The 25495-nt window shown below is 44.8% G+C and carries 28 protein-coding genes; 26 read left to right on the top strand and 2 right to left on the bottom strand.

What is annotated here, in order from left to right; genetic code table 11:
- The first annotated feature begins 2 nt into the window (after positions 1 to 2).
- The 5 genes from tuaE to BXO87_RS08145 all read left to right on the top strand — a co-directional run bounded on the left by tuaE (position 3) and on the right by BXO87_RS08145 (position 5374).
- Positions 3 to 1490, top strand: a complete 1488-nt coding sequence (gene tuaE, locus BXO87_RS08165; RefSeq protein ID WP_038460055.1) for a teichuronic acid biosynthesis protein TuaE — start codon at positions 3 to 5, stop codon at positions 1488 to 1490.
- Positions 1487 to 2167: a teichuronic acid biosynthesis protein TuaF gene (tuaF, locus tag BXO87_RS08160; RefSeq protein ID WP_038460053.1), complete on the top strand. Its 681-nt coding sequence runs from the start codon at positions 1487 to 1489 to the stop codon at positions 2165 to 2167. The genes tuaE and tuaF overlap by 4 nt, the downstream gene beginning before the upstream one ends.
- Before the next feature lie 23 nt (positions 2168 to 2190).
- On the top strand, positions 2191 to 2949 hold the full coding sequence (tuaG, locus tag BXO87_RS08155; protein ID WP_038460051.1) for a teichuronic acid biosynthesis protein TuaG: 759 nt from the start codon (positions 2191 to 2193) through the stop codon (positions 2947 to 2949).
- 19 nt (positions 2950 to 2968) lie between these two features.
- Positions 2969 to 4165 carry a teichuronic acid biosynthesis protein TuaH gene (tuaH, locus tag BXO87_RS08150; protein ID WP_038460049.1) on the top strand — a complete coding sequence of 399 codons (1197 nt, stop codon included), beginning with the start codon at positions 2969 to 2971 and terminating at the stop codon, positions 4163 to 4165.
- Positions 4166 to 4297: 132 nt separating this feature from the next.
- On the top strand, positions 4298 to 5374 hold the full coding sequence (locus tag BXO87_RS08145) for a glycosyltransferase family 4 protein (protein WP_003151382.1): 1077 nt from the start codon (positions 4298 to 4300) through the stop codon (positions 5372 to 5374).
- Between the two features lie 98 nt (positions 5375 to 5472).
- Here the strand turns inward: BXO87_RS08145 and BXO87_RS08140 are convergent, their stop codons facing one another.
- Both BXO87_RS08140 and BXO87_RS08135 read right to left on the bottom strand, forming a co-directional pair.
- Complete coding sequence (locus BXO87_RS08140) at positions 5473 to 6693, bottom strand: LCP family protein (RefSeq protein WP_038460047.1); 1221 nt, start codon at positions 6691 to 6693, stop codon at positions 5473 to 5475.
- Positions 6694 to 6697: 4 nt separating this feature from the next.
- Positions 6698 to 7345, bottom strand: a complete 648-nt coding sequence (locus tag BXO87_RS08135; RefSeq protein ID WP_007614107.1) for a YigZ family protein — start codon at positions 7343 to 7345, stop codon at positions 6698 to 6700.
- A gap of 222 nt (positions 7346 to 7567) precedes the next feature.
- Between BXO87_RS08135 and degS the strand changes: the two genes are divergently transcribed.
- From degS to secA, 21 genes are all read left to right on the top strand, one after another.
- Positions 7568 to 8731 (top strand): two-component sensor histidine kinase DegS, encoded by a 1164-nt coding sequence (degS, locus tag BXO87_RS08130; protein WP_007407484.1) that lies wholly within the window; start codon positions 7568 to 7570, stop codon positions 8729 to 8731.
- 76 nt (positions 8732 to 8807) lie between these two features.
- A complete protein-coding gene (gene degU, locus BXO87_RS08125; protein ID WP_003219701.1) occupies positions 8808 to 9497 on the top strand; it encodes a two-component system response regulator DegU in 690 nt (229 codons plus the stop codon).
- A 97-nt stretch (positions 9498 to 9594) separates the two neighbouring features.
- Positions 9595 to 10443, top strand: coding sequence for a DegV family protein (locus BXO87_RS08120; protein WP_003151387.1), 849 nt, complete (start codon positions 9595 to 9597; stop codon positions 10441 to 10443).
- A 107-nt stretch (positions 10444 to 10550) separates the two neighbouring features.
- Entirely contained in the window at positions 10551 to 11936 is a 1386-nt protein-coding gene (locus BXO87_RS08115) for an ATP-dependent helicase ComFA (protein WP_038460045.1), read from the top strand.
- A gap of 57 nt (positions 11937 to 11993) precedes the next feature.
- A complete protein-coding gene (comFB, locus tag BXO87_RS08110; protein ID WP_003151389.1) occupies positions 11994 to 12278 on the top strand; it encodes a late competence protein ComFB in 285 nt (94 codons plus the stop codon).
- 5 nt (positions 12279 to 12283) lie between these two features.
- The gene (locus BXO87_RS08105) at positions 12284 to 12973 is read left to right on the top strand and encodes a double zinc ribbon domain-containing protein (protein WP_199910472.1); all 690 of its coding nucleotides are present in this window, start codon (positions 12284 to 12286) and stop codon (positions 12971 to 12973) included.
- A 73-nt stretch (positions 12974 to 13046) separates the two neighbouring features.
- Entirely contained in the window at positions 13047 to 13466 is a 420-nt protein-coding gene (locus BXO87_RS08100; protein ID WP_038460041.1) for a TIGR03826 family flagellar region protein, read from the top strand.
- Positions 13467 to 13535: 69 nt separating this feature from the next.
- Positions 13536 to 13802: a flagellar biosynthesis anti-sigma factor FlgM gene (flgM, locus tag BXO87_RS08095; protein ID WP_003151393.1), complete on the top strand. Its 267-nt coding sequence runs from the start codon at positions 13536 to 13538 to the stop codon at positions 13800 to 13802.
- A 14-nt stretch (positions 13803 to 13816) separates the two neighbouring features.
- Positions 13817 to 14299: a flagellar protein FlgN gene (locus BXO87_RS08090; RefSeq protein WP_003151394.1), complete on the top strand. Its 483-nt coding sequence runs from the start codon at positions 13817 to 13819 to the stop codon at positions 14297 to 14299.
- 15 nt (positions 14300 to 14314) lie between these two features.
- Positions 14315 to 15832, top strand: coding sequence for a flagellar hook-associated protein FlgK (gene flgK, locus BXO87_RS08085; RefSeq protein WP_038460039.1), 1518 nt, complete (start codon positions 14315 to 14317; stop codon positions 15830 to 15832).
- An 11-nt stretch (positions 15833 to 15843) separates the two neighbouring features.
- Positions 15844 to 16761: a flagellar hook-associated protein FlgL gene (gene flgL, locus BXO87_RS08080; RefSeq protein ID WP_014419007.1), complete on the top strand. Its 918-nt coding sequence runs from the start codon at positions 15844 to 15846 to the stop codon at positions 16759 to 16761.
- Between the two features lie 90 nt (positions 16762 to 16851).
- Entirely contained in the window at positions 16852 to 17421 is a 570-nt protein-coding gene (locus BXO87_RS08075; protein WP_038460037.1) for a DUF6470 family protein, read from the top strand.
- A gap of 29 nt (positions 17422 to 17450) precedes the next feature.
- Positions 17451 to 17882 carry a flagellar assembly protein FliW gene (gene fliW / locus BXO87_RS08070; RefSeq protein WP_007407475.1) on the top strand — a complete coding sequence of 144 codons (432 nt, stop codon included), beginning with the start codon at positions 17451 to 17453 and terminating at the stop codon, positions 17880 to 17882.
- A complete protein-coding gene (csrA, locus tag BXO87_RS08065; RefSeq protein WP_003151402.1) occupies positions 17876 to 18100 on the top strand; it encodes a carbon storage regulator CsrA in 225 nt (74 codons plus the stop codon). Before fliW ends, csrA begins: the two co-directional genes overlap by 7 nt.
- 143 nt (positions 18101 to 18243) lie before the next feature.
- Complete coding sequence (hag, locus tag BXO87_RS08060; protein WP_038460035.1) at positions 18244 to 19074, top strand: flagellin Hag; 831 nt, start codon at positions 18244 to 18246, stop codon at positions 19072 to 19074.
- A 251-nt stretch (positions 19075 to 19325) separates the two neighbouring features.
- Positions 19326 to 20873 carry a flagellar hook-associated protein 2 gene (locus BXO87_RS08055; RefSeq protein WP_038460034.1) on the top strand — a complete coding sequence of 516 codons (1548 nt, stop codon included), beginning with the start codon at positions 19326 to 19328 and terminating at the stop codon, positions 20871 to 20873.
- 19 nt (positions 20874 to 20892) lie between these two features.
- Complete coding sequence (gene fliS, locus BXO87_RS08050) at positions 20893 to 21294, top strand: flagellar export chaperone FliS (protein ID WP_003151407.1); 402 nt, start codon at positions 20893 to 20895, stop codon at positions 21292 to 21294.
- Positions 21294 to 21638, top strand: a complete 345-nt coding sequence (gene fliT / locus BXO87_RS08045; RefSeq protein WP_007407472.1) for a flagella biosynthesis regulatory protein FliT — start codon at positions 21294 to 21296, stop codon at positions 21636 to 21638. The genes fliS and fliT overlap by 1 nt, the downstream gene beginning before the upstream one ends.
- 9 nt (positions 21639 to 21647) lie before the next feature.
- On the top strand, positions 21648 to 22025 hold the full coding sequence (locus BXO87_RS08040) for a DUF8042 domain-containing protein (RefSeq protein WP_038460031.1): 378 nt from the start codon (positions 21648 to 21650) through the stop codon (positions 22023 to 22025).
- Between the two features lie 194 nt (positions 22026 to 22219).
- Positions 22220 to 22786, top strand: coding sequence for a ribosome hibernation-promoting factor, HPF/YfiA family (hpf, locus tag BXO87_RS08035; protein ID WP_007407470.1), 567 nt, complete (start codon positions 22220 to 22222; stop codon positions 22784 to 22786).
- A gap of 166 nt (positions 22787 to 22952) precedes the next feature.
- On the top strand, positions 22953 to 25478 hold the full coding sequence (gene secA / locus BXO87_RS08030; protein WP_038460029.1) for a preprotein translocase subunit SecA: 2526 nt from the start codon (positions 22953 to 22955) through the stop codon (positions 25476 to 25478).
- The last annotated feature ends 17 nt before the right edge of the window (positions 25479 to 25495 follow it).

Here is a 25495-nt window from a genome sequence, read left to right as displayed (position 1 = left end):
ATGTGAGTATCAAACGTTCAGCGGCACATGTTCTTGTGCTGCTTGCCGCTCTCATTACAGGAGGATTTATCATGCTGGAGGCGGTCAGGGCGGATGCCGGCTTCGGAAAAATCACCGTGCTGCTGCTTGCCGCCATGATCGGCATTGCCGGACTTGCTTTGCTATCCGCCTTTACAACAAACGGTCAGATGTTTATGGGGCTCATTTATATACTGATCGCGTGTACATTTTTAAACCAGGCCTTCTTTGCGGTTCATCTCGGATTTTTCAGCTTATTTATATACCGGCTGCTATTAATCGGAGCGGGCGCCCTTCACATCGCCGGCATCCTGACAAACCGTCATCATATTGACAGATGGAATCGGGTGAATGTAAAAGGGATTCTGATGTTTTTCGCCTTATGGTTTACATACGGTCTCCTATCGTTATTGTGGGCAAAATCCGTGACGTACGGGATTAAATATTTAGCTTTAATGGGAATGGGCATGTTTTTGATTTATCTTATTGTCATGTTCATTCAGCGCTTTGATCAGCTGATGGTTTTTTACGGCATATGGCTTGTGATGACCATTTTTGTGATGGCGATCGGCTTTTACAACCATTTTACACACAACCATCTGCCGAGCTCCACGCTTTATAACGGCCCGCAGTACAAACAGCATTATCCGACGTCCGTTTTCTTTAATCAAAATGATTTCGCCACCTTTTTGTGCATCAGTTTCTTTCTGTATGCGGCGGCGGTGAAAAATATGAAAAACGGCTATGTGAAGGCCGTCAGCCTGCTCTTTGCGATCAGCGCTTTGTATTTAATCATTTTGACCGGTTCGCGCGCGAGTCTGCTGGGCATATGCGCGGGTGCGGCTGTATACGTCTTCATCCTGCTGCCTTCCCTGTTGAAAAAACTCGCGCTGTATGCTGCGGGAGCGGGTGCGGCGCTGTTTGCGGTTTTATTTGCGGGTCGTATCACCAATGCCGTCTTGAATCTGTTTTCAGCTCCGCAGGCGATGCCGGGACAGCAACCGCTTCCTTCCAACCTCGCGAGGGCGAATCTTTTAAAGAACGCCTTTCACTATGTGATTGATTCCTGGGGGTTCGGAGTGGGTGCCGGAAACGTCTCGTATTATTTAAAAGCGGAGCCCGTTTATGATACGGGCGGCGTAGTTGAGGTGCACAACTGGCTCGTCGAGATTATGGCGAACTTCGGCGTGCTTACGATGCTCGGTTACCTGACAGTCTATTTGTTCCTTTTTTGGACACTTTATAAATGTCATGAAAGAAAATCGGAAAATCAGTCAAGACTGATCACAGAAGGACTTATCACGGCGATGGCCGGTTTTTTGGTAAGCAGCATCAGCCCAAGCTCCGTATCAAATTTATTTTTCCACTGGGTGTTTCTCTCGCTCGTGATCGCGGCGGTCAATATATTGAGGCGTTTACAAAAGGAGCCTGCCGTCACGGCGTACTATGAAAAACAGGGAGATGCGAGATGAAGGATATGTTGACAAGAATAACCCGGCGTATCAAAAAGAATATCATTTGGATCATTGCGCTGCCCGTTGTGTTAGGGGCGGCGGGATATGTATTGCCGTCAAAAATCAGCGGAAACAGCAGTTTTACATCAGAAGCCGCGATCGCCGCGGGAAACTATGATCATCCGCTTTATAACAATACAAAAGAAATCCCGCTCCTTTTGACGAGCGATGCCTTTTTAAAGCAGGCTCTGCCTGATAAAACAGACGAAGAAAGAGCGGCCGTGAAAAGTAAACTGACTGTCGAAACACAATCAGATTCATTGATCACGGTCAGCTACAGCGGCCAAAACAAACAGGATACTGAATCGGTGTTTCAAGCCGTCATAACAACTTTTCTGAAGAATGATCAGGACCTGTTTGAAAAACGGGCAAAAGTAGTGCGGCAGAGTATTGCTGCGCTTGAAGGAGAAACCGTCAGCGCGGACGCCAAAGTGGATAAGGAACGATTTTTATACGAATTGAAAAATACGCAGCTGAACCTGAAAGCGGCCGGCATCATCAATTCAGAGCCGATGAATGAAACGTCAGGACAAGGCATGCCGCCGAAAAAGAAAGCGGTTCTGGGTGTTTTAATCGGCATTGCAGTTGCATTTATGTTCATTGTCATTCCTGAGTTTTTCAGAGAGTCCTTGTAAAAATCTGCGATGGAGATGTGACCATGACAAACTGGAAACCTTTCGTATCTGTCATTACACCGTCTTATAACGCAAGTGAATATATCGAAGACACGATCCAGTCCGTTTTACATCAAAGCCACCCGCATTGGGAAATGATTATCGCGGATGATTGTTCCACGGACGGAACGAGAGATATTTTACGGCAATATGAAAAAAAGGATGAGCGGATCCGCGTCGTTTATTTAGATAAAAACGGGGGAGCCGCGGCTGCCAGAAATACAGCCCTTAAACATGCCAAGGGACGTTATGTCGCATTTCTGGACAGCGATGACAGATGGAAAAAGGAAAAGCTTCAAAAACAGCTTGCGTTTATGGCAGAGCGGTCCTGCGCTTTTTCATTTACGGGCTACAGCGTCATGGAGCAGGACGGAACGCCGACGGACAAAACGATTCAAGCCCCTGAAAGCCTGTCATATGATGAAGCTTTAAAAAACACGATTATCGGATGTTTAACGGTCATGATTGACAGAGAGCAGACGGGGCAGATTCAAATGCCTGATATCAGAACGCGGCAGGATTTAGCGACATGGCTTTCCCTGCTGAAAAGGGGATTTACGGCTTACGGCCTGAATGAGTGCCTTTCAGAATACAGGCTGGTGCAGAATTCGATTTCAAGCAACAAGTGGAAAGCCGCAAGAAAAACGTGGTTTGTTTATAGAGAAATTGAGCGCCTGCACTTTATCAAGGCTTCGTGGTGTTTTATGCAATATGCGAAAAACGCGGTCATGAAAAGACTGTAGGCGTCAGAGGAGCTGGGTGATGAAGGTGGAACCGATTATTCACGTAATCGTCGGAGCGGCGGAATGGGGACATGACCGGCTGAGATACAGACGGCACCGGCTGGCTGAATTTCTCGCCCGGCAAAAAGAAACGAAAAGCGTCATTTGGGTATGCCCGTCTCCGCGAGCCAATGATGGTCAGATGGCCGGGATCGCCGAGGGAATCCGGCAGTTCACTGTAAAGGATATCATGCAGCAAAAAGCTTTCCGCTTCGGCAGGTATACAGACATGTGCTACAGGCATAAGCTTTCACCATTGGTGAACATGCTGAAGGAAGAAGGAGAAGGGGCCCGCTGCTGCTTATGGTACACCTTCCCCGGTTTTCCGCTTCTGGCAGATATGTTTCCTTGGGATGAAGTGATTTATGATTGCAGTGATCTGTGGGCCGCTCCGATCAGCGGCCGATCCGGGGTGTTGTCAAATGTTAGAAGAAACATCATTAAACAGGCGGAAATGAGAATCATTCAGCGTGCCGATTCCATTACGTGTACATCTGACTGTCTGCACCAGGAGGTCGGAAAAAAGCTGGAGAACCCGCACCAGAAAGTGTTCACCATTGAAAACGGAGTGGAATATGACCTGTTTTCACGGGAAAATAAACAGCCGGATGAAGACATTTTACGGGGACGGAACGGAACGGTTCTCGGTTTTATCGGCGGAATCAAACCGAAGCTCGATTTTGCGCTTATGGCGGAAGCGGCAGAGTTGAGGCCTGACTGGACGATTTTATTGGTAGGCCCGAACTCGGCTCAGGACGATCCGGATTTCAAGTCGCTTCTGGAGCGTCCGAATGTCATCTGGACGGGACCTGCCGCGCCGAATGAAGTGCCGTCCTATATGCAGCTTGTCGACATCGGCATCATGCCGTATAAAAATTCACCTTATAATGACGCGGTATTTCCGCTTAAGCTTTTTGAATTTTTAGCCGCCGGGAAACCGGTTGTCGGCTGCAATCTTTCTTCTACTTCAAAAATCAAAAGGCCTTTCGTCTATGAATACGTTGAAGGCAGTGACCCCGCAGATTTCATCGCGGCCTGCGACGCGCTTCTGGCAGCGGACCGCAGCGGATCATACGAGGCTTTGCGCCGTGAATTGGCCCGGAGACGGGATTGGAATGTTTTATTCGGCCGCATGCTCGAATACACGGGTATATTGAAAAATGCGCAATCCCATTAAAAGGGAAAGCGCATTTTTTGATTTGCGTGTTTCTTTTTGATGATGCTTGTTATAATAACTAGTAAGAATTATAATGGAAGGAACGGTTCAATATCAGAAAAGACTTCATATAATTCCAAAGGAGACTTCTTTATGCTTGACGAACGCATGTTTCGCATAGTTGTTGCGTTTTTTGTCTCTCTGCTAACGGTTTTAATCCTAACTCCTATCGTAAAAAAAATTGCGATCAAAATAGGTGCAGTTGACCAGCCCAGCAACCGAAAAGTACATGATAAAATAATGCCCCGTATGGGCGGCTTGGCCATCTTTATCGGCGTAGCGGCGGGTGTGCTCGCGGCCGGCATATATAATGAAACGAAAATGACCGCCATCACGGTGGGTGCGTTTATTATTGTTATTTTAGGAATCCTTGATGATAAATACCAATTAAGCGCAAAGGTAAAGTTTTTCGTCCAGCTGGCCGTGGCCATTATGATTGTGAGCACGGGACTGAAAATGGACTTTTTCTCCGTACCGTTTTTAACGGAACGTTTAGAATTGGGATGGGTCGCTTACCCGCTGACTGTGTTATGGATCGTCGGTATTACGAACGCGATGAACCTGATTGACGGTTTGGACGGACTCGCTGCCGGCCTGTCGGTCATCGGACTCTCCACTATCGCCGTTATGGCGTTGTCCGGAGGGAAAATCCTTATTCTGTCACTTTCACTTGTCGTGATAGGAAGCACACTCGGATTTTTATTTTATAATTTTCACCCGGCAAAGATATTTATGGGAGATACCGGATCGCTCTTTCTCGGATACGTCATCTCAGTACTCTCATTATTGGGTCTTTATAAAAGTGTTACTTTATTCAGTATCATCATTCCGATCATCATTTTGGGCGTGCCGATTTTTGATACGACATTCGCCGTCATCAGGCGGATTTTAAACAAACAGCCGATCTCAGCGCCTGATAAGTCACATATACACCACCGGCTGATGGCCTTCGGGCTGTCACACCGCACGGCTGTCATTATCATTTATTTAATCGGCTTTATTTTCAGCGTCAGTGCCATCCTGCTGAAAAGCGCGACCATATGGCTTTCGCTGTTTATTATTTTTGTATTGATTGTATTTATGCAAATCATAGCAGAGGTCACAGGGTTAGTAAATGAACAATTTAAACCATTTACCAAGTTTTACAAGAGATTGGTAAAGAAAAATTAAAAAGAGCAGATCATGCGAATGGTCTGCTTTTTTGTGGATTCTGCTATTCTCTTATTATATAAAAAAACCCGATCCTGCTCAAAGGATCGGGTTTACTCTTAATAGCCTGTTGTGCCGCCGGACTGTGTGCTGTCCGTACCGTTTGCACCAGCAGTACCGTTGGTTGAATCGGTTGTACCGCCTGTTCCTGTGCTGCCGGAAGTCGAATCAGTCGTGCCGTCTGCTCCCGTGCTGCCGGAAGTCGAATCAGTCGTACTGTCCGTTCCGGTGCTGTCAGAAGCAGGATCGGACGCCGTGCTGCTTCCGGACGGGTAATCCAGGTGTTTCTGCAATTCCTGCCGTACTTTTTCGAGATTGGTCGGATCGGGCTGGAAATAATATGTTCCGCCTGTAGACGCGGTTCCGCCGCCGCCTAAATATAGATCTGATCCTGTTATGCTCAGTGTATCAATCTTTTTGCTGGTAAAGCCGCTGTAAATCTGCTGAAGGGCAAGTCCTTCAGTGATTCGGATATTCGTTTGGACGTTATTGCTTGCTGTTTCAGCGATTTTATCGATTTTAGCAATATTTCCAGCTTTAGACATTTGGTCGATCAATGCATTTAGGATTTGCTTTTGGCGGTCATTCCGGCCGAAGTCTCCGCGCTTATCCTGCTTTCTCATCCGCGCGTAAGCCAGAGCCTGCTCACCGTTCAAATGCATGTTTCCTTTCTTGAAGTAGATCCGTTTCTTTTTACTGACGTCACTCATTTCGTCGAAGTCAAACGGCACTTTTACATTGACTCCGCCGACTTCATCAATAACATCTTTAAAGCCGTTAAAATCGACAGTGACATACTTATCAATCGGTATGCCTAATAAGTCTTCGACGGTTGAGACGGTTTCATCCGCCCCGCCTTTAGCAAAAGCCGCATTGATTTTTGATTTTTTACCGGTTGTATCGCCGGCAAGCGTCACCCGCGTATCACGCGGAATACTCAGCATTTTCATTGTTTTATTTCTCGGATCAAGGGTAACGACAATAAGAGAGTCTGATCGTCCGCCTTTTCCGCTTGTGGCATAATTTTCGATCCCCATAAACAAAATGGAGAACGGTTTTTTCTTCATATCGATGACTTTATCCCGAAGTTTTGATTTGTCTCCGCGGGAAAGGGCATCATATGCATTATCTGCCGCATTGATCGTTTTGTATACTTTGTATCCGCCAAACCCGGCAGCGACTAACAAAACGAGGGTAAGCAGCAGCAAAATCCGTTTGAATATGATCTTTCGTTTGCTTTTCTTTTTCTTTCGAACACGCACTCTTACACGTTCAGCCATTACATTAGTCTCCTTTAGGGCTGACGTCTGTTTCTAAATACGTCAGTTCTCCCTCTGTATTCTTACTCTTGCCGTTCGTCAGTTCTGTCATCCATTTTATAAACTCGTCTTTGTCTTTTTCTTCAACGTACGTTTCAAATTCGACATGATCCGCATAATGGATATCTTTCAGTAAAAAAACTGATTCTCTCAGTTCGTTCTCTATCTTGCCGAGCCACGTATAATCCGCTGATGTATGCATAATCCGCATCAGCTTCCGCTCCGTAACTCCTATATGATTTAAGCCTTCAGACACTGACTTCCCATATGCACGAATCAATCCGCCTGCACCGAGCTTTATTCCGCCGAAATACCGGGTAACCACCGCGCAGGTATCTTTCAGACCGCGTTTTTTCAGCACTTCCAGCATGGGGACGCCGGCTGTGCCGCTTGGTTCTCCGTCATCATTCGCCTTTTGTATATGGTCGGTTTCGCCGATCAGATAAGCTGAGCAGTTATGAGTCGCATTCCAGTGCTGTTTTTTTATCTTTTGTATAAATTCCTGCGCTTCCTCTTCAGAAGCAGCACGGCTCAGGTGACAGATAAAACGCGATTTTTCAATCACAATCTCATGTTCACCCGTTTCTTTAACTGTTAAATAGCTGTGCAGCATGATTGCTGGACCCTCCTGACAAGCATTAAAAGACTTGTTTCTACAAATTCGAACAGACTTTAGAATTTTTGCGCATATTTTGGTATCATGAAAGAGTAAGATACTATATAAAAATGTTTTTTTCTAGAATATACGCATTCTTTCATTATAATTCGACATAAATTGCAGTTCAATTACATTTATAATAAAAATACATAACAACACCGTTACGGAGGGAGACAGATGAATAAATCGAAGATGGACTCCAAAGTTTTGGATTCTATACTTATGAAAATGCTGAAAACCGTGGACGGGAGCAAGGACGAGGTTTTTCAAATCGGAGAGCAGTCGCGCCAGCAATATGAGCAGCTGGTTGAAGAACTCAAACAGATCAAACAGCAGGTGTACGAAGTCATTGAGCTGGGCGACAAACTTGAAGTTCATACGCGGCATGCACGAAACCGCTTGTCTGAAGTAAGCAGAAATTTCCATAAGTTCAGCGAAGAAGAAATTCGCAACGCCTATGAAAAGGCGCACAAACTTCAAGTGGAACTGACGATGATCCAGCAGCGCGAAAAGCAGCTGCGGGAGCGCAGAGATGATTTAGAACGCCGGCTTTTGGGGCTTCAGGAAATTATTGAACGGTCAGAATCATTAGTCAGCCAAATAACCGTCGTTTTGAATTACCTGAATCAAGACCTTCGCCAAGTAGGGCTTCTTCTTGCCGATGCGCAGGCTAAACAAGATTTCGGTTTAAGAATCATTGAAGCCCAAGAGGAAGAAAGAAAAAGAGTTTCCAGAGAAATTCATGATGGTCCCGCGCAAATGCTGGCAAATGTCATGATGAGATCGGAATTAATTGAACGGATCTTCCGCGACCGCGGCACGGAGGACGGATTTCAGGAAATCAGAAATCTACGGCAGAATGTGCGGAATGCCCTTTACGAAGTCAGAAGGATTATATATGATTTAAGACCGATGGCATTGGACGATCTCGGGCTGATTCCGACACTGAGAAAATATCTTTATACAACTGAAGAATACAACGGAAAGGTGAAAATACATTTTCAGTGCATCGGAGACACAGAGAACCAAAGGCTTGCCCCGCAATTTGAAGTGGCGCTTTTCCGTCTCGCTCAGGAAGCCGTCACAAATGCACTCAAGCATTCAGAATCAGAGGAAATTACAGTAAAAGTGGAAGTAACCGCTGATTTTGTCGTTCTCATCATTAAGGACAATGGAAAAGGCTTTGATATTAAGGATGCTAAACAAAAGAAAAACAAGTCATTCGGCTTGCTGGGAATGAAAGAAAGAGTAGATCTGCTTGAAGGAACGATAACGATAGACTCTAAAATAGGTCTTGGGACATTTATCATGATTAAGGTTCCGTTATCTCTCGGCCTATAATTTGTTAAATAGAGCCAAAAGACATATTGACCGAACAGCGGCGTATATAGAACAATAGGATAAGGAGGCGTAGCGTGTGACTAAAGTAAATATTGTTATTATCGACGACCATCAACTATTCCGTGAGGGTGTAAAAAGAATATTGGATTTTGAACCTACCTTTGAAGTGGTAGCAGAAGGTGACGATGGAGATGAGGCGGCTCGAATCGTCGAGCATTATCATCCCGATGTTGTCATAATGGACATTAATATGCCGAATGTAAATGGTGTAGAGGCTACTAAACAGCTTGTAGAGCTGTACCCTGAATCTAAGGTGATTATCCTCTCCATCCATGATGATGAAAACTATGTGACTCATGCTTTAAAAACAGGTGCAAGAGGCTATCTCCTGAAAGAGATGGACGCAGATACTTTAATCGAAGCAGTGAAAGTGGTAGCCGAGGGTGGTTCTTACCTTCACCCGAAAGTAACCCACAATCTTGTCAACGAATTCCGCCGTCTTGCGACAAGCGGAGTTTCTGCTCATCCTCAGCATGAGGTTTACCCGGAAATCCGGAGACCATTACATATATTAACGAGACGGGAATGTGAAGTGCTGCAAATGCTTGCAGACGGAAAAAGCAACCGCGGAATCGGTGAATCATTGTTTATCAGTGAGAAAACAGTGAAAAATCACGTGAGTAATATTTTGCAGAAAATGAACGTTAATGACCGGACACAAGCCGTTGTCGTGGCCATTAAAAACGGCTGGGTAGAGATGCGTTAGTCATGTGTGAGAAGACTTGCCTGTTATGGCAAGTCTTTTTTTACAGCTGCATATCTATTAAAATACTTATTAAGTACTTAATAAGGCAGGTAAAGTGATGAAGATTGCAGTTGTAACAGACAGTACAGCATATATTCCGAAAGAGATGAGAGAAGAACATCATATTCATATGATCCCTCTCCAAGTGGTTTTCGGTGAAAAAACATTCCGCGAAGAAACAGAACTCGACTGGAGAAGTTTTTATAAAGAAGTAAAAAATCATGATGAGCTGCCGACTACGTCTCAGCCTTCTTTCGGTGAATTAATCGCATTGTACGAAGAACTGGGCAAAACATATGATGCAGTCATAAGCATACATTTGTCCAGCGGAATCAGCGGAACATATAACAGCGCCGCCTCGGCAAACACTATGGTTGATCATATTAAAGTTTATCCCTTTGATTCAGAGATCAGCTGTTTGGCACAAGGTTTTTATGCATTAAAGGCAGCACAGCTCATTAAAGACGGTGTTGACTCACCGGAAGAGATTATAAAAGAGCTGGAAGAAATGAAAAAAACAGTCCGTGCGTATTTTATGGTGGACGATTTATCACACCTCCAGCGGGGCGGGCGTCTAAGCAGTGCTCAGGCTTTTATCGGCGGTCTGTTAAAGGTAAAGCCTATTCTTCATTTTGACAATAAGGTAATTGTTCCTTTTGAGAAGATTCGGACACGCAAAAAAGCGATTTCGAGAATTTTTGAGCTGTTTGGGGAAGATGCAAGTAAAGGAATCCCGATGCGGGCCGCTGTCATCCATGCAAACAGGGAAGAAGAAGCGGCGGATATTATACAGGAGTTAAGCGGTAAGTATCCTCATGTCGAATTCTATAACAGCTATTTCGGTGCCGTGATCGGAACCCATTTGGGGGAAGGCGCCATCGGAATCGGCTGGTGCTTTAAAAACTAAGTGAAAATCTCCGTTTTCAAGGGCGGAGATTTTTTTATTATTAAGTTTTCGTGATTCGACAAAAAAATTCCCGGCAGGCATACTTTGTGCAGAAAGGAGGCAGGGAGATGTCCGAAGGTGCTTCAGAATTTTCAGAGGTGCGGGATTTCTTTTACGGCCGGCATTTATTGAGATCTGAGATACCGTTTTCAGATCAGCGCATCAACGGTTTTATAGAAAAAGAGTATATAACGGCCGAGCCGTCAATCATCCGCCGGAAAAACCGTTACGTCTGCCAACGATGCGGTCAGTCTGATCAAGCCTGCTTTGCGGCATTTGGGGCGCCCTCTGCCAAAAGGCAGATTACCTATTGCCGTGCCTGTGTCATGATGGGAAGGGCTGATGAACAGACATCATTATATTCTTGGAATCAAGCCCCTGAAAACAGCTGGGAGCCTGTAAAGCTTTCTTGGGAAGGAACACTGACAGACGGGCAGAAGCGGGCGGCCGCCGCGCTTACAGATGCGATAAAAGAGAGACAAGAGCTGTTAGTATGGGCGGTTTGCGGATCGGGGAAAACAGAGATGCTGTTTCCGGGTATCGAGTTTGCGCTGAATCACGGTTTGCGCGTCTGTGTCGCGACTCCGCGTACAGATGTCGTACTTGAACTGCTGCCGAGACTGAAAAAAGCATTTGAGAAAGTCGACGTTTCTGCTTTGTACGGCGGCAGCGAGGACAAAGGCCGCTTGACTCCGCTGATGATTTCAACCGCTCACCAGCTGATGCGCTACCGAGACATTTTTGATGTCGTGATAATAGATGAAGTAGATGCGTTTCCTTTTTCAGCCGATGAGACATTAAGGTTCGCTGTTGATAAAGCGAGGAAGAAAAACAGCGCCCTTGTTTATGTAACGGCAACTCCTTCAGACACATTAAAAAAGAATGCTGAAGCAGGTTTGCTGAAAAGCGTTCGCATACCAGCCAGATATCATCGGAAACCCCTCCCGGAGCCGCGTTTTTTGTGGTGCGGCAATTGGAAGAAGAAGCTTCAGAAAGGAAAACTGCCGCGCTCTGTAACGGATTGGGTTTGCCAAAAACTTCAATTACAGCTGCCGGTTTTCTTATTCGTTCCGTCTGTACACGTTTTGAAAAAGACAACGGATTATTTTCAGAAATTAAACATACGGACAGAAGGCGTACATGCGGAAGACACATTCAGAAAGGATAAAGTGAAACGGTTCAGAAACGGCCGGCTTGACCTGCTGGTAACGACTACGATTTTAGAAAGAGGGGTTACCGTGCCCAAAGTTCAGACATGTGTCCTCGGCGCAGAAGCACCTATCTTTACTGAGAGCGCGCTCGTACAGATCGCGGGCAGAACGGGAAGGCATTATAAACATTTCAGCGGTGATGTCGTCATGTTTCATTTCGGAATTACAAACGGAATGAAAAAAGCAAAAAAACATATTGAACATATGAACAAATTGGCACAAAAAAGTAAATTGTTGGACTAGTTAATTTCAGAAAACGTGATACAGTATACTCATACTTTCCTATGAGGAGCTGTCAGCATGCTTGTCAATTCTAAAGAGATCATATTAAAGGAACTTCTCGACCGCCATATGCCTAAGCTTCATATGAAATGCACATGCCGGGTATGCAAAAATGATGTACTGGCACTTTCACTAAACCGGGCTGAACCGGCATATGTTACAGATAAAAAGAAAGTTGCTTATGCAAAAGCAGAGATAGTTGATAAACAGAAAAATACGGCGCTGCTTGTCATTCTGGCTGAATCAGCGGCGATTGTTTCGGTTAATCCAAGCGAGTTCTGTGAAACTCGGGAAGGAGCGTAATATCTCTGAATTGTTTATTGTGTGATTCACCAATTTCAAGTTCATTGACTTGGAGATCTCTGTTTTCTCTGGCGCCCGAGCAAGAGGTATGCAGCATATGCAGCAGCCAATTCGAAAAAATTGAAGGCCCCGTATGCAGTATATGCGGGAGGCCTCAGGAGTCAAATGAAAAATGCGCTGATTGTGCGGCCCGGGAATCAAAAACGGAAAAGCGCTTTTTGCTGCGGCAAAACCGTTCGGTATATTTGTATAATGATGCGATGAAGGACTCATTGGCCCGGTTTAAATTCAGGGGTGATGCGAAAATCATTCAAGCATTTGAACGTGACTTTGCTGCCGGCTTTAAAGCGGCATATCCATCAAATACACATACTCTCATCCCTATTCCGCTGAGCGGCGAACGGCTGGCGGAACGCGGATTCAATCAATCCGAGCTGCTGGCCTCTCTGCTCGGAATGCCCGTCATTTCCCCCCTCATCCGACTGAACAATGAAAAACAATCCAAAAAGAGCAAAACAGAAAGGCTGTCTGCAGAAAAAAAGTTTTCAGCAGCCGAAAACTCCGCCGAAGGTATGAACGTCATCTTAATAGACGATATTTATACGACGGGCGCCACACTTTACCAAGCCGCCGAAGTCCTGCTGACAGCGGGTAAAGCGTCATCGGTCTCCTCTTTTACTTTAATCAGGAGCTAAATCATTCTTTTTTTCTGCCGATATAATTGATAGAAATATAAGGCAGATTAAAGAAGGAATAGGAGTTAATACGATGGGTGAATTGGCGAATTGTCCAAAATGCAATGCTTTATTTTTTAAAACGAACCTGCAGACCGTGTGCCAGGCATGTATTAAAGAAGAAGAAAAAGCATTTGAAACCGTCTATAAATTTTTGAGAAAGCAGATCAACAGACAGTCGACGATGCAGCAGATCACTGAGGAAACAGGTGTGGATGAAGAGCTGATCCTCAAGTTTATCAAACAAAAAAGGATTCAGATCAGCCAACTTCCAAATTTGGCATATCCTTGCGAAAGGTGCGGAAATCCAATCAGGACAGGGAAATTTTGCAGGTCCTGTCAGACAGATATTGAGTTGCAATTAGACCATATGAACCAAAAAACAGCCGCTGAATTCGAAGGGAAAAACAGTACAAAAGACACATACTATGCCTATAATACCAAAAACACCTGATTCCCTAAACTAACTGATAACGCAGTCGATAAAAGAATTAGACTGCGAACAGAAAGCGAGAGGAATCCTATGAAAATCAATCAGTACGGAACACAATCCGTTAATCCATACCAAAAAAATTACGAAAAGCAAGCCGTACAAAAAGAGGCTGCAAAGCCGAAGGACAAAGTGGAAATTTCTTCTCATGCAAAAGAGCTTCAAAATGCGTCAGATGCGGTCACTAAAACACGTCAGGAAAAAATCGCTCAGCTTAAAGCGGATATAGAGAGCGGAACATATAAAATAGATTCAAACAGCATCGCTGAAAACATAGTGAATTTCTATAAAAAGCAATAAAAAGGAGAAAGTCAATGTCAGCAAAGCCAATTATTGATCAACTGAAGCGACTTTGCGCACTGCATGAACATCTGCTCACGCTGTCTGAAGAGAAAACGGAAGCGCTGAAAGCAGGTAAAACAAAAGAGCTCTCCAACATATTGACCAAAGAGCAAAAGTATATTCAGGCAATCGGGCAGACTGAGGAAGAGCGAATCAGGTTAACTTCTCAGTTTCTCAGCCGCGGTGAGGACAATACAATTGCTGCATGCATCTCCAGAACTTCAGGCAGTGAAAAACAGGAGCTTGAAGGGTTATTTCACTCTTTGTCTGCGCTTCTTGACCGTCTGAAAGAAGTGAATGAGATGAACAAACAGCTCACGATTCAGGCTTTACAATTCATCTCCGGGGCATTCGATATGATCATGCCGGGTGAAAAAGAGAATATGAATTATAAAGAGCCGCAAGCGGCGCGCAAGCCTGTCAGCCGTTTGACATTATTCGATTCAAAAGCTTAGAACGGAGGATTTTTAATGCCATCGACTTTTATGGGGCTCGAAACAGCAAGGCGTGCATTGAGTGCGCAGCAGACTGCATTGAGCACAGTTTCAAATAACGTTGCAAATGCAAATACAGAAGGATATACGAGGCAGCGCGTCACATTACAATCGACGAGCCCTTATCCCGCAGTATCAAAAAACAGTGATCTGACGGCCGGCCAAATCGGAACAGGGGTTAAAGCCGGTTCAGTTGAGCGCGTCAGAGACAGTTTTTTAGACTATCAGTACAGAACTGAAAATACAAAATTAGGGTACTATACAGCCCGTTCCAATTCACTGTCGCAAATGGAAGGCGTCATGAAAGAGCTTGACGATAACGGATTAAACGGATCGCTCAGTTCGTTTTGGAATGCCCTTCAGGATCTGGCGACGAATCCGGAAAATACGGGAGCGCGCTCAGTTTTGCAGGAGCAGGGGAAATCTCTTGCCGAAAGTTTTAACTATATATCTACCTCTTTGACTAACATTCAGGGTGATATTAAAAAGAACCTGGATAACACAGCGGATCAGGTCAATTCCATTCTCAATCAGCTGAATGACCTTAACAATCAAATAGCGGCAGTTGAGCCGAGCGGTATGCTCCCTAATGATTTGTATGACCAAAGAGACAGATTGATTGATCAATTATCTTCTATGGCAAATATTAAAGTTTCATATAATAAGTCGGGCGGACATGCCTTGGCGACTGCTGAGGGCACGGTTAACGTCGAATTGCTGAACGGAAACAACAATTCTCTCGGTACGCTGCTCGACGGTAACACAAAAACAGTTTCAGAAATGAAAATCAATTACGACAAGGACAGCGGCCTCGTGTCGAGTGTGTCAGTCGGCAGCAGTACGGTCAATGCGGATGCATTTACCGGAAAAGGCTCACTTTTAGGTCTTATTGAGTCATACGGCTATTTGTCAAACGGAGAAGAAAAAGGTCTTTATCCTGAAATGCTGACGGCTCTTGACAATATGGCGCTATCCTTTGCTGACGCGTTTAATGCAGTGCATGAAAAAGGGAAGACCTATACAGGCGAACAGGGCGCAGCATTTTTTGATTTCAGCGGTGATGAAGCGGTGCCGGCAAAAGGTGCGGCAGCGAAAATAAAAGTCAGTGACAAAATTCTTGCGTCTACTGATAATATCGCAGCGTCGTTAAACGGAGAAAAAAGTGACGGCACAAACGCGACAAATCTTGCAGCTGTACAGAACAGCAAGCTGACTATTAACGGTGAAACCACTACAATTAATGACTTTTATGAATCCCTTATCGGAAAGCTGGGCGTTAATTCACAAAAAGCGGCCAATCTTATGAACAACTCTGAAAGCAACACCCTTTCAGCCGATGAACGGAGACAATCAATCAGTGCAGTGTCTTTAGATGAAGAAATGACAAATATGATTCAGTTTCAGCACGCTTATAATGCGGCTGCGCGGATTATAACGATGCAAGATGAAATATTCGATAAAATTATTAACGGTATGGGCACCGGGGGAAGATAGGAGATAAGTAAATGAGAGTAACTCAAGGGATGATCGCAAAAAATTCTCTTCGATTTATCGGCTCAAGTTTTGACAAGCTCGATCGGCTTCAGCAGCAAGTGTCTACGGGGAAAAAAATCACGAAAGCTTCTGATGATCCGGTCGTTGCAATGAAGGGAATGCAGTACCGTACTCAGCTTGCGCAGGTAAACCAGTATCAGCGGAATGTTTCGCAAGGTTTTACATGGCTGGAAAACTCGGAATCAAGCGTAAACTCGGAAACGGATATTATGGGGAAAATCCGGGACTTGATGGTTCAGGCGAAAAGTGATTCGAACGGTGAAACAGAATTGAAAGCAATCGGTACAGAAATCGGCCAGCTGAAAAAGCAGCTCGTTTCTGTCGCGAATACTCAGGTAAACGGACGTTATCTGTTTAACGGAACAAATTCAGACGTCCCGCCGATCACTGAAAATGCCGACGGCACATATACGTACAACTATGAGAATTATACAGGTGCTTCGGATGTTAACATCAACATCTCGAACGGAGCAGTGCTGAAAGTGAATTCTGATCCAAACTCAGCTTTCGGAGGCGTCGCACAAAATGGAGATAATGTTTTTGAATTTCTAAACTCCCTAGAAGCTTCTTTAAGCAAAGGCACGCTGTCCGAAGCAGATTCAGATCAAATTCTGTCAGATATTGACGGTTTTACTGATAAAATGAATGCTGAAAAATCCAATATCGGCGCACGCACAAACCGGTTGGAACTCATTCAGACAAGATTGGAATCACAAGCGGCAACCGCTGAAAAAGTATTGTCCGATAATGAAGATGTAGAAATGGAAGATGTAATTGTTGATTATTTATCTCAACAGACGGTTCATAGAGCAGCGCTGTCAGTGAATGCGAATATCATTCAGCCGTCACTGATTGACTTCCTGAAATAATATAACTGACCGTCTTCAATATATAAAAAAGCGACTCACACCAGGGAGATCGCTTTTTTTACTAAAATACTATAAACAGGAGGGGTCTCTGTGCAGATGCCGAGATTGATTATTGACAGTGTGCCTGCTAAAATCGGTATAACCTTTCAAAAGGAAGAAATCGAGATGGAACAGCCGCCCGCTGACTTGGAAATCGAGCAGCCGCCGGCAGAGCTGAACATTGAAAGCACGCCGGTCAAACTGACAATTGATCAGACGAGGGCTTGGGAGAACTTGAATCTCAAATCATTTGAAAAGCTGAACGCTGAAGCCGCCCAGAAAGGTGCGGAAGCCTGCAGCGAGTTTATTGCAAAAACAGTCAGGGAAGGGAAGGAAATGGCGGCTATCGAAAAGAAAACGGGCAATGTGATGGCCCGGCAGGCAGCAGATGTCAGACCGCCCGATCCATTCGGCGAATTCAGCGACTTTCTGCCTGCGCAGTTTCTCGTCGACATTGACTGCATTCCTTCAAAGCTTACGATTGATATTGAAGCCCGCAAACCTTCAATTGAAGCAGCCGTCAATAAACCTGTATGGAATTATACGCCGGGGAAAGTTCAGATTGATATGATGCAAGACCCTAAGGTGACGATTTCGGTTGACGATGGCAACGCAGAATAAAAGATGAAAGTGGTAAAGGATTGTGAAGCATGATAATTAAAACAAAATATCACGGAGAAATCAGAATAGACGAAGGGCAGATTATCTCATTTGAAAACGGCCTGCCGGGATTTAATGACGAGACTCAATTTGTTGTTCTTCCTTTGTCGGAAGATTCACCGTTTTTGGCGCTGCAGTCTGTCAAACAGGAGCATATCGCCTTTATTGTCGCCAGTCCGTTTATTTTCTTTAAAGGGTACGAATTTGACATTGACCATGCGACGCTTGAACTTTTGCATATTGAAGATATAGAGGATGTCGAAGTGATGGCGATTTTAACGCTGGAAGAGCCTTTTGAAAACACGACCGCCAATTTAAAAGCGCCGATTATCGTCAATAAAAAGGAAATGAAGGCGAAACAAATCATTTTACATGATGCTTCCTATGAAACAAAACATCTGATAGGAGGAGGATCATGCTAGTTCTCTCAAGAAAAGTGAATGAGTCCATTCAGATCGGGCCGGATATTGAAATAAAGGTGATCGCCATCGAAGGAGAACAAGTGAAGCTGGGAATTGAAGCGCCTCAGCACGTAGATATTCACAGGAAAGAAATCTACTTGTCGATCCTGGAAGAGAACAACAGAGCTGTATCTTTTAATACTGATTTATTACTTAACTTATCCTCACAAAAAAAGTGAGGATTTTTTTATTTTCAATATAAACAATGGAAGCGGCCGTCCGATATATATATTGTAGCCAATGAGAGGAAAAATTTTCTTCGGAATGACGCTGCGCAAATGCACAAGGACGTGCGAAAAACAATTCAGGGAGGAAATACAAAATGAGAATCAACCACAATATCGCGGCTCTTAACACTAGCCGTCAGCTGAATGCAGGTTCAAACTCTGCTGCAAAAAACATGGAAAAATTATCTTCAGGTCTTCGCATCAACCGCGCTGGTGATGACGCTGCGGGTCTTGCGATCTCTGAAAAAATGCGTTCCCAAATCCGCGGTTTAGACATGGCGTCTAAAAACGCTCAAGACGGAATCTCTCTTATCCAAACGGCTGAGGGTGCATTAAACGAAACTCACAGCATTCTTCAGCGTATGAGCGAGCTTGCTACACAAGCGGCTAACGACACGAACACTACTTCTGACCGTGCTGAGTTACAAAAAGAAATGGATCAGCTTTCTTCTGAAGTAACTAGAATTTCTACAGATACAGAATTCAACACAAAGAAACTACTTGATGGCACAGCAACTGACCTGACTTTCCAAATCGGTGCTAATGAAGGTCAAACTATGAAGCTTTCAATTAATAAAATGGATTCTGAAAGTCTTGCTGTTGGGGATGCTACTAAAGGAATTGATATCTCTACTTCTGCGGAGGCAGCATCTACTGCTCTTACAACAATCAAAACAGCTATCGACACAGTATCTAGCGAGCGCGCTAAACTTGGTGCGGTTCAAAACCGTTTAGAGCACACAATCAACAACCTTGGTACTTCTTCTGAGAACCTGACTTCTGCTGAATCACGTATCCGTGACGTAGACATGGCTTCTGAGATGATGGAGTACACGAAAAACAACATCCTTACTCAGGCTTCTCAAGCTATGCTTGCGCAAGCTAACCAACAGCCTCAGCAAGTTCTTCAATTGCTGAAAGGTTAATGACGGAAAGATCCCTGGTTCTCCAGGGTCTTTTTTTTATTTCTTCAGTTATCTCCCCCTTCAGCAAGCCAAAGAACCCTATTGACAAAATGAAACATTATATTTTGCAGTTAAATTATTGAAAACCTTTTAATATGACCGATATAAGAATAAGATCATACATTTATGGAGCTGTGATATGATAAACAGTCGGAAACTCACTGTTGTCATAGAGCCGTCTACGACTAAACGCCGAAAAGGAGAGGGTACATATGGTCACAAGAATCACAGGCCTTAATTCCGGTCTTGATGTAGATTCTCTGGTGAAAAAAATGATGGATGCCGAAAAGCAGCCGCTTAATAAATTAAACCAGCAAAAGCAGACGCTTGAATGGAAGCGCGATGCTTATCGGGAAGTGAATACTCAGATTGCCGACATGTATTCTACGACATTTAATAATATGCTGATGTCCACAAACTGGAATAAAAAAACAGTAACAAGTTCGGATTCCAGTGTCAGCGCGGCGGCCGTCAGTGCTGAGCAGAATATTTCAACGAGTATGTCTGTACAGCAGCTGGCTACGCCGACGACTTATAAATCATCCGGCGCCATTAATTTCACTTCGGGTCAGAGCCAAACATTGAAATTCAATGTCACAAATCCGGGTGAAACGAAGCCGACTGAGGTAAACGTCACGATCGCCGCAACCGATACGATTGACGATGTCATTTCCAAACTGAACAGCTCGGGTCTCGGAGTGACGGCTTTAAAAGAGAAAATTTCCAACGGTACGGATTATGTGGATACGATTGCGTTCACTTCCAATAAAACGGGGGAAGGATTTACCCTTGCCGCAGGTGATGACGCAACCAAAAGCTTTCTGAAAGATCAGCTCGGTTTTGCCGTTGATGATGCAACAAATGAACTGACGGCCAATGCCGAAGGGAAAAACGCGAAGTTTACGTTCAACGGGCTTGAAATGACAAAAACGTCAAATAACTTTACGATCAACGGCATCAAATACACGCTGAACAGCGTGACGGACAGCAATAAAACGGTTACGATTAACAGCACGACTGATACGGACGGCATTTTTGACAACATTAAAGATTTCGTTGATAAATACAATACGTTAATTAAAAGTGCAAACGAGAAGGTAACAGAATCAAAATACCGCGATTATAAGCCGCTAACTGATGAACAAAGAGAAGCGATGACCGATAAGCAGATTGAGCAGTGGGAGGCAAAGGCTAAAAGCGGGTTATTACGGAGCGACAGCACGCTGCAGAACGGTTTGGCTGAGATGCGGCTTGATCTGTACTCAACGGTAACGATTGACGGAAAAAAATATCAGCTTGCCGATTTCGGTATAGAGACGTCTAGTTTTAATGATCAAGGAAAGTTTGGAAAGCTTGTCATTAAAGACGAAGCGAAACTGAAACAGAAAATTACCGAGAACCCCTCTCTCGTGGCTAAGCTGTTTAATGCAGACAGTACAAGTACGATTACAGACAGCTCAACCGGTAAGACTATCAAAAACCCGGAGGAGCAGGGGATTGCCCGGAGATTAAAAGACACATTAAACAAAATGCAGACTCAAATTTCAAAACAGGCGGGTACGGAAAGCTCGGTATCAACCAGCTTTGCCATCGGAAAAAGCCTGAATGAAATAGAAACAAATATTTCCAATATGAAAACGAAGCTGGATGACATCGAATCGAGATATTATAAAAAGTTCAGCGCACTGGATACGGCATTGGAGAAATTGAACAGCCAATCTTCATATCTCACGTCAATGTTAGGATCTTCAACATCATAACCTTGGAGGTTTTATAAAAATGGCAATAAATAATCCTTTTGCTGCTTATCAGCAGACATCCGTCTTTACAGCCGCTCCGGAAGAGCTGACCCTTATGCTTTATAACGGCTGTCTGCGATTCATTAAGCTGGCAAGGCAGGCGATGAAGCAAAACAACCTTGAAGCCAAAAATGAAAATATCGTAAAGGCGCAAAACATCATTCAAGAGCTCAGCATCACGTTAAACCGGGAGATTGAGATTTCCGAGCAGATGTCATCCATTTATGATTACATCCGCCGCCGGCTGATCGACGCGAACGTGCAGAATAACGGAGAATTTTTAGATGAAGCGGAAAAGCTCGTGACTGAATTTCGCGACACGTGGAAGCAGGCCATGCAGAGTGAACGGAAAAACAGCCACGGCGCGGGCGGCCTTGCCTGATGAACAGCAATGTCTTTTCTTTGTATAACGAAACGAAGAACATGTACGCCGCACTGAAGGACGCCCCGGAAAGCGACGGTCTCATCAGCAGCGTTACGGCATTTACGGAGAAAAGGGAGGAGATGCTTGCGGGCATAAAGCCGCCTTTTTCCGAAGAGGAAAAAACGCTGCTTCAGCAGGTGGCCGCGATGGACCGTCTGATTACCGGCGAAGTGAAACGGATTCAGGATGGTATCCGAAATGAAATAAAAACGCTTAAGAAAAAACGAATCTACCATAATACGTATTTCAATCCGTATCATCAAACGACAAGTGACGGCCGTTATTACGACAAACGCAAATAGGTGAGTGTTTTGAGAAGTTTGAACGATTACCATTTGGTGTCAGCCTATTACCAGCTTCTTTTTACGATTGATGAGGGGCTTTGCTACCTGTTGGACACGCAGGATGATTTTTTTAAGACGGAGGGCGAGCGGATTTACAACGATTTGATTCAGGCTTTTTTTCATCTCGATTCCTCTCATGCGCTTCTGCTGTCTATCATTGAGTGCCGATGCGTGAAGACGGCGATCCGCTCATTTGACGAGATCTTTCAGGATTTCAGCATGTTAAATGATTATGATTTCCCGTCCGCCCCTTTTCAGGAGTTTTTAAAAACCATCTTTCTGCCGCATTATAAGCTATGGATGGAGCAGACGCACGACTGCATCAAACCGTATGTTCTTCACTAGACCTGCTGCAAGCGGCAGGTCTTTTGCCTGCGTCTTCCGCATATACTTATAATCCTGCAGGAAGCTGCCGGATAAAACCGACACCATTCGTCATCGTTCACCGAATTTACACATTATTTTAACGTTTCAGCAGGGATCAGAAGGGGTAAAAGAGAAATAGTTACATATCCTTAGATAAAGGGAGGCGTTCTTTGATGAACTACAATATCAGAGGAGAAAACATTGAGGTTACACCTGCGTTAAAGGATCATGTGGAGAGAAAAATCGGCAAGCTGGAACGATATTTCGAGCAGAGCGTCAATGCCGATGTGAACGTCAACTTAAAATTCTATAATGATAAGGAATCTAAAGTTGAAGTCACCATTCCGATGACTGATCTGGCGCTTCGTTCTGAAGTGCATAACGAGGATATGTACAATGCAATTGATCTCGCAACAAACAAGCTGGAACGTCAAATCCGAAAGCACAAAACAAAAGTCAACCGAAAATTCCGCGACCAGGGTCTTCCGAAACATTATTTCGAGAACGGCAGCGCCGCTGATACGGGCGTAGCGGTTCAGGACGAAATTGAAGATGACAGCCCGGAAATTGTCCGTCAAAAGCGTTTTAATTTAAAACCGATGGATAATGAAGAAGCGATTCTCCAAATGAATATGCTCGGACATAATTTCTTCGTATTCACCAACGCGGAGACGAATCTCACAAATGTCGTTTACCGCAGAAATGACGGCAAATACGGATTAATTGAACCGACTGAATAAACCCATCCAGCCTTCCGTGAACGCGCGGAAGGTTTTTCTCTATCTTTACCTGCAAATTCTTTGGAAATAGCAAAAGGTATGTTATGATAATGAGAGGTATACATGGACAGAAAATTATCATTTATTCCATGCAAAATCTGCATGTGAACATAGAGGAGCGTTATAGATGCTTGGGATTTTAAATAAAATGTTTGATCCGACCAAACGTGCGCTGAACAAATACGAAAAAATAGCAAATGACATTGATGCCGTAAGAGGCGATTATGAAAATCTCTCTGACGAGGCGCTTAAACATAAAACGGCAGAATTTAAAGAGCGGCTTGAAAAAGGAGAAACGACGGATGATCTTCTTGTCGAAGCGTTTGCCGTCGTTCGTGAAGCTTCCCGCCGCGTAACCGGCATGTTCCCGTTTAAAGTGCAGCTGATGGGGGGCATCGCCCTTCATGAGGGGAACATCTCCGAAATGAAAACAGGGGAAGGGAAAACGCTGACGTCCACGCTTCCCGTGTATTTAAATGCGTTGACAGGAAAAGGCGTTCACGTCGTAACGGTCAACGAATATCTGGCGAGCCGTGATGCCCAGCAAATGGGAGAAATTTTTGCGTTTCTCGGGCTTACAGTAGGCCTTAACCTGAATTCGATGTCAAAAGACGAAAAACGCGAAGCTTACGCAGCCGATATCACGTATTCAACGAACAATGAACTCGGCTTTGATTATTTGCGTGACAACATGGTGCTCTATAAAGAACAAATGGTACAGCGTCCGCTTCATTTTGCCGTTATTGATGAAGTCGATTCAATTTTAGTCGATGAAGCGAGAACGCCATTGATTATTTCCGGACAAGCTCAGAAGTCCACAAAACTGTACGTGCAGGCAAATGCGTTTGTCCGCACACTCAAGAAAGATCAGGATTATACGTATGACGTCAAAACGAAGGGCGTTCAGCTGACGGAAGAAGGAATGACGAAGGCTGAAAAAACGTTCGGCATCGACAACCTGTTTGATGTCAAAAACGTGGCCTTGAACCATCATATCAACCAGGCTTTAAAAGCCCATGCGGCGATGCAGAAAGACGTGGATTATGTTGTTGAGGACGGCCAAGTCGTCATAGTTGATTCCTTCACCGGCCGTCTGATGAAAGGACGCCGCTACAGCGAAGGTCTTCACCAGGCGATTGAGGCGAAAGAAGGCCTGGAGATTCAAAATGAAAGCATGACATTGGCGACGATTACGTTCCAAAACTATTTCCGTATGTACGAAAAGCTGGCCGGTATGACCGGTACCGCAAAAACGGAAGAGGAAGAATTCCGAAATATTTATAACATGCAGGTTGTATCCATCCCGACCAACCAGCCGGTCATCCGTGACGACCGTCCGGACTTGATCTACCGCTCAATGGAAGGGAAATTCAAGGCGGTGGCGGAGGATGTCGCCCAGCGCTACATGACCGGACAGCCGGTTCTTGTCGGTACGGTTGCCGTTGAAACGTCTGAATTGATTTCTAAACTTCTGAAAAACAAAGGGATTCCGCATCAGGTGCTGAATGCCAAAAACCATGAGCGTGAAGCTCAGATTATTGAAGAAGCGGGACAAAAAGGCGCTGTCACGATTGCGACCAACATGGCGGGACGCGGAACCGACATTAAACTCGGCGAAGGCGTAAAAGAGCTTGGCGGTCTCGCAGTCGTCGGTACGGAACGCCACGAATCCCGCCGGATTGACAATCAGCTCCGCGGACGTTCAGGACGTCAGGGAGACCCGGGCATCACACAATTTTATCTTTCAATGGAAGATGAATTGATGCGCCGTTTCGGAGCTGAACGGACGATGGCGATGCTTGACCGGTTCGGTATGGATGACTCCACGCCGATTCAGAGCAAAATGGTGTCACGCGCCGTGGAATCATCTCAAAAACGTGTCGAAGGAAACAACTTTGATTCACGTAAACAGCTTCTTCAATATGACGACGTGCTCCGTCAGCAGCGCGAAGTCATTTACAAGCAGCGTTTTGAAGTCATTGACTCTGACAACCTGCGTGACATTGTTGAAGGCATGATCAAGTCTTCTCTGGAACGTGCGATTGCCGCTTATACGCCGAAAGAGGAGCTTCCGGAAGAATGGAATCTTGACGGCCTCGTGGAGCTGGTGAATTCAACATATCTTGATGAAGGCGCGCTTGAAAAGAGCGATATCTTCGGAAAAGAAACGGATGAAATGCATGAGATGATCATGGATCGCATCATGACAAAATATAATGAAAAAGAAGAGAATTTCGGTACAGAGCAGATGCGTGAATTTGAAAAAGTCATCGTATTGCGTGCCGTTGATTCAAAATGGATGGATCATATTGATGCGATGGATCAGCTGCGTCAAGGGATTCACCTCCGCGCTTATGCGCAGACAAATCCGCTGCGTGAATATCAGATGGAAGGTTTCGCAATGTTTGAGCACATGATTGAGTCCATTGAGGACGAAGTTGCGAAATTCGTCATGAAGGCCGAGATTGAAAGCAATCTGGAACGCGAAGAAGTTGTTCAGGGCCAAACGACGGCTCATCAGCCGCAGGACGGCGATGAGGCCAAACAAGCGAAAAAAGCGCCGGTGCGAAAAGTCGTAGATATCGGACGCAACGCGCCTTGCCATTGCGGCAGCGGAAAAAAATATAAAAATTGCTGCGGCCGGACAGAATAGTCTCGACTGTATGAAGC

This window comes from Bacillus sp. GZB (assembly GCF_001975995.1).
Taxonomy (GTDB): domain Bacteria; phylum Bacillota; class Bacilli; order Bacillales; family Bacillaceae; genus Bacillus; species Bacillus velezensis.
This window is presented reverse-complemented; position numbering and strand designations above follow the sequence as displayed.

What these genes read in the sequence shown, in the direction of transcription:
- fliT (WP_007407472.1), top strand. Translation starts at nt 21,294, where the DNA reads ATGAACAGCAATGTCTTTTCTTTGTATAACGAAACGAAGAACATGTAC.
- BXO87_RS08145 (WP_003151382.1), top strand. Translation starts at nt 4,298, where the DNA reads ATGCTTGACGAACGCATGTTTCGCATAGTTGTTGCGTTTTTTGTCTCT.
- secA (WP_038460029.1), top strand. Translation starts at nt 22,953, where the DNA reads ATGCTTGGGATTTTAAATAAAATGTTTGATCCGACCAAACGTGCGCTG.
- degS (WP_007407484.1), top strand. Translation starts at nt 7,568, where the DNA reads ATGAATAAATCGAAGATGGACTCCAAAGTTTTGGATTCTATACTTATG.
- fliW (WP_007407475.1), top strand. Translation starts at nt 17,451, where the DNA reads ATGATAATTAAAACAAAATATCACGGAGAAATCAGAATAGACGAAGGG.
- BXO87_RS08115 (WP_038460045.1), top strand. Translation starts at nt 10,551, where the DNA reads ATGTCCGAAGGTGCTTCAGAATTTTCAGAGGTGCGGGATTTCTTTTAC.
- tuaH (WP_038460049.1), top strand. Translation starts at nt 2,969, where the DNA reads ATGAAGGTGGAACCGATTATTCACGTAATCGTCGGAGCGGCGGAATGG.
- BXO87_RS08100 (WP_038460041.1), top strand. Translation starts at nt 13,047, where the DNA reads ATGGGTGAATTGGCGAATTGTCCAAAATGCAATGCTTTATTTTTTAAA.
- comFB (WP_003151389.1), top strand. Translation starts at nt 11,994, where the DNA reads ATGCTTGTCAATTCTAAAGAGATCATATTAAAGGAACTTCTCGACCGC.
- hpf (WP_007407470.1), top strand. Translation starts at nt 22,220, where the DNA reads ATGAACTACAATATCAGAGGAGAAAACATTGAGGTTACACCTGCGTTA.
- tuaF (WP_038460053.1), top strand. Translation starts at nt 1,487, where the DNA reads ATGAAGGATATGTTGACAAGAATAACCCGGCGTATCAAAAAGAATATC.
- BXO87_RS08135 (WP_007614107.1), bottom strand. Translation starts at nt 7,345, where the DNA reads ATGCTGCACAGCTATTTAACAGTTAAAGAAACGGGTGAACATGAGATT.
- BXO87_RS08090 (WP_003151394.1), top strand. Translation starts at nt 13,817, where the DNA reads ATGTCAGCAAAGCCAATTATTGATCAACTGAAGCGACTTTGCGCACTG.
- BXO87_RS08120 (WP_003151387.1), top strand. Translation starts at nt 9,595, where the DNA reads ATGAAGATTGCAGTTGTAACAGACAGTACAGCATATATTCCGAAAGAG.
- hag (WP_038460035.1), top strand. Translation starts at nt 18,244, where the DNA reads ATGAGAATCAACCACAATATCGCGGCTCTTAACACTAGCCGTCAGCTG.
- tuaG (WP_038460051.1), top strand. Translation starts at nt 2,191, where the DNA reads ATGACAAACTGGAAACCTTTCGTATCTGTCATTACACCGTCTTATAAC.
- BXO87_RS08055 (WP_038460034.1), top strand. Translation starts at nt 19,326, where the DNA reads ATGGTCACAAGAATCACAGGCCTTAATTCCGGTCTTGATGTAGATTCT.
- flgK (WP_038460039.1), top strand. Translation starts at nt 14,315, where the DNA reads ATGCCATCGACTTTTATGGGGCTCGAAACAGCAAGGCGTGCATTGAGT.
- BXO87_RS08140 (WP_038460047.1), bottom strand. Translation starts at nt 6,693, where the DNA reads ATGGCTGAACGTGTAAGAGTGCGTGTTCGAAAGAAAAAGAAAAGCAAA.
- flgM (WP_003151393.1), top strand. Translation starts at nt 13,536, where the DNA reads ATGAAAATCAATCAGTACGGAACACAATCCGTTAATCCATACCAAAAA.
- fliS (WP_003151407.1), top strand. Translation starts at nt 20,893, where the DNA reads ATGGCAATAAATAATCCTTTTGCTGCTTATCAGCAGACATCCGTCTTT.
- flgL (WP_014419007.1), top strand. Translation starts at nt 15,844, where the DNA reads ATGAGAGTAACTCAAGGGATGATCGCAAAAAATTCTCTTCGATTTATC.
- csrA (WP_003151402.1), top strand. Translation starts at nt 17,876, where the DNA reads ATGCTAGTTCTCTCAAGAAAAGTGAATGAGTCCATTCAGATCGGGCCG.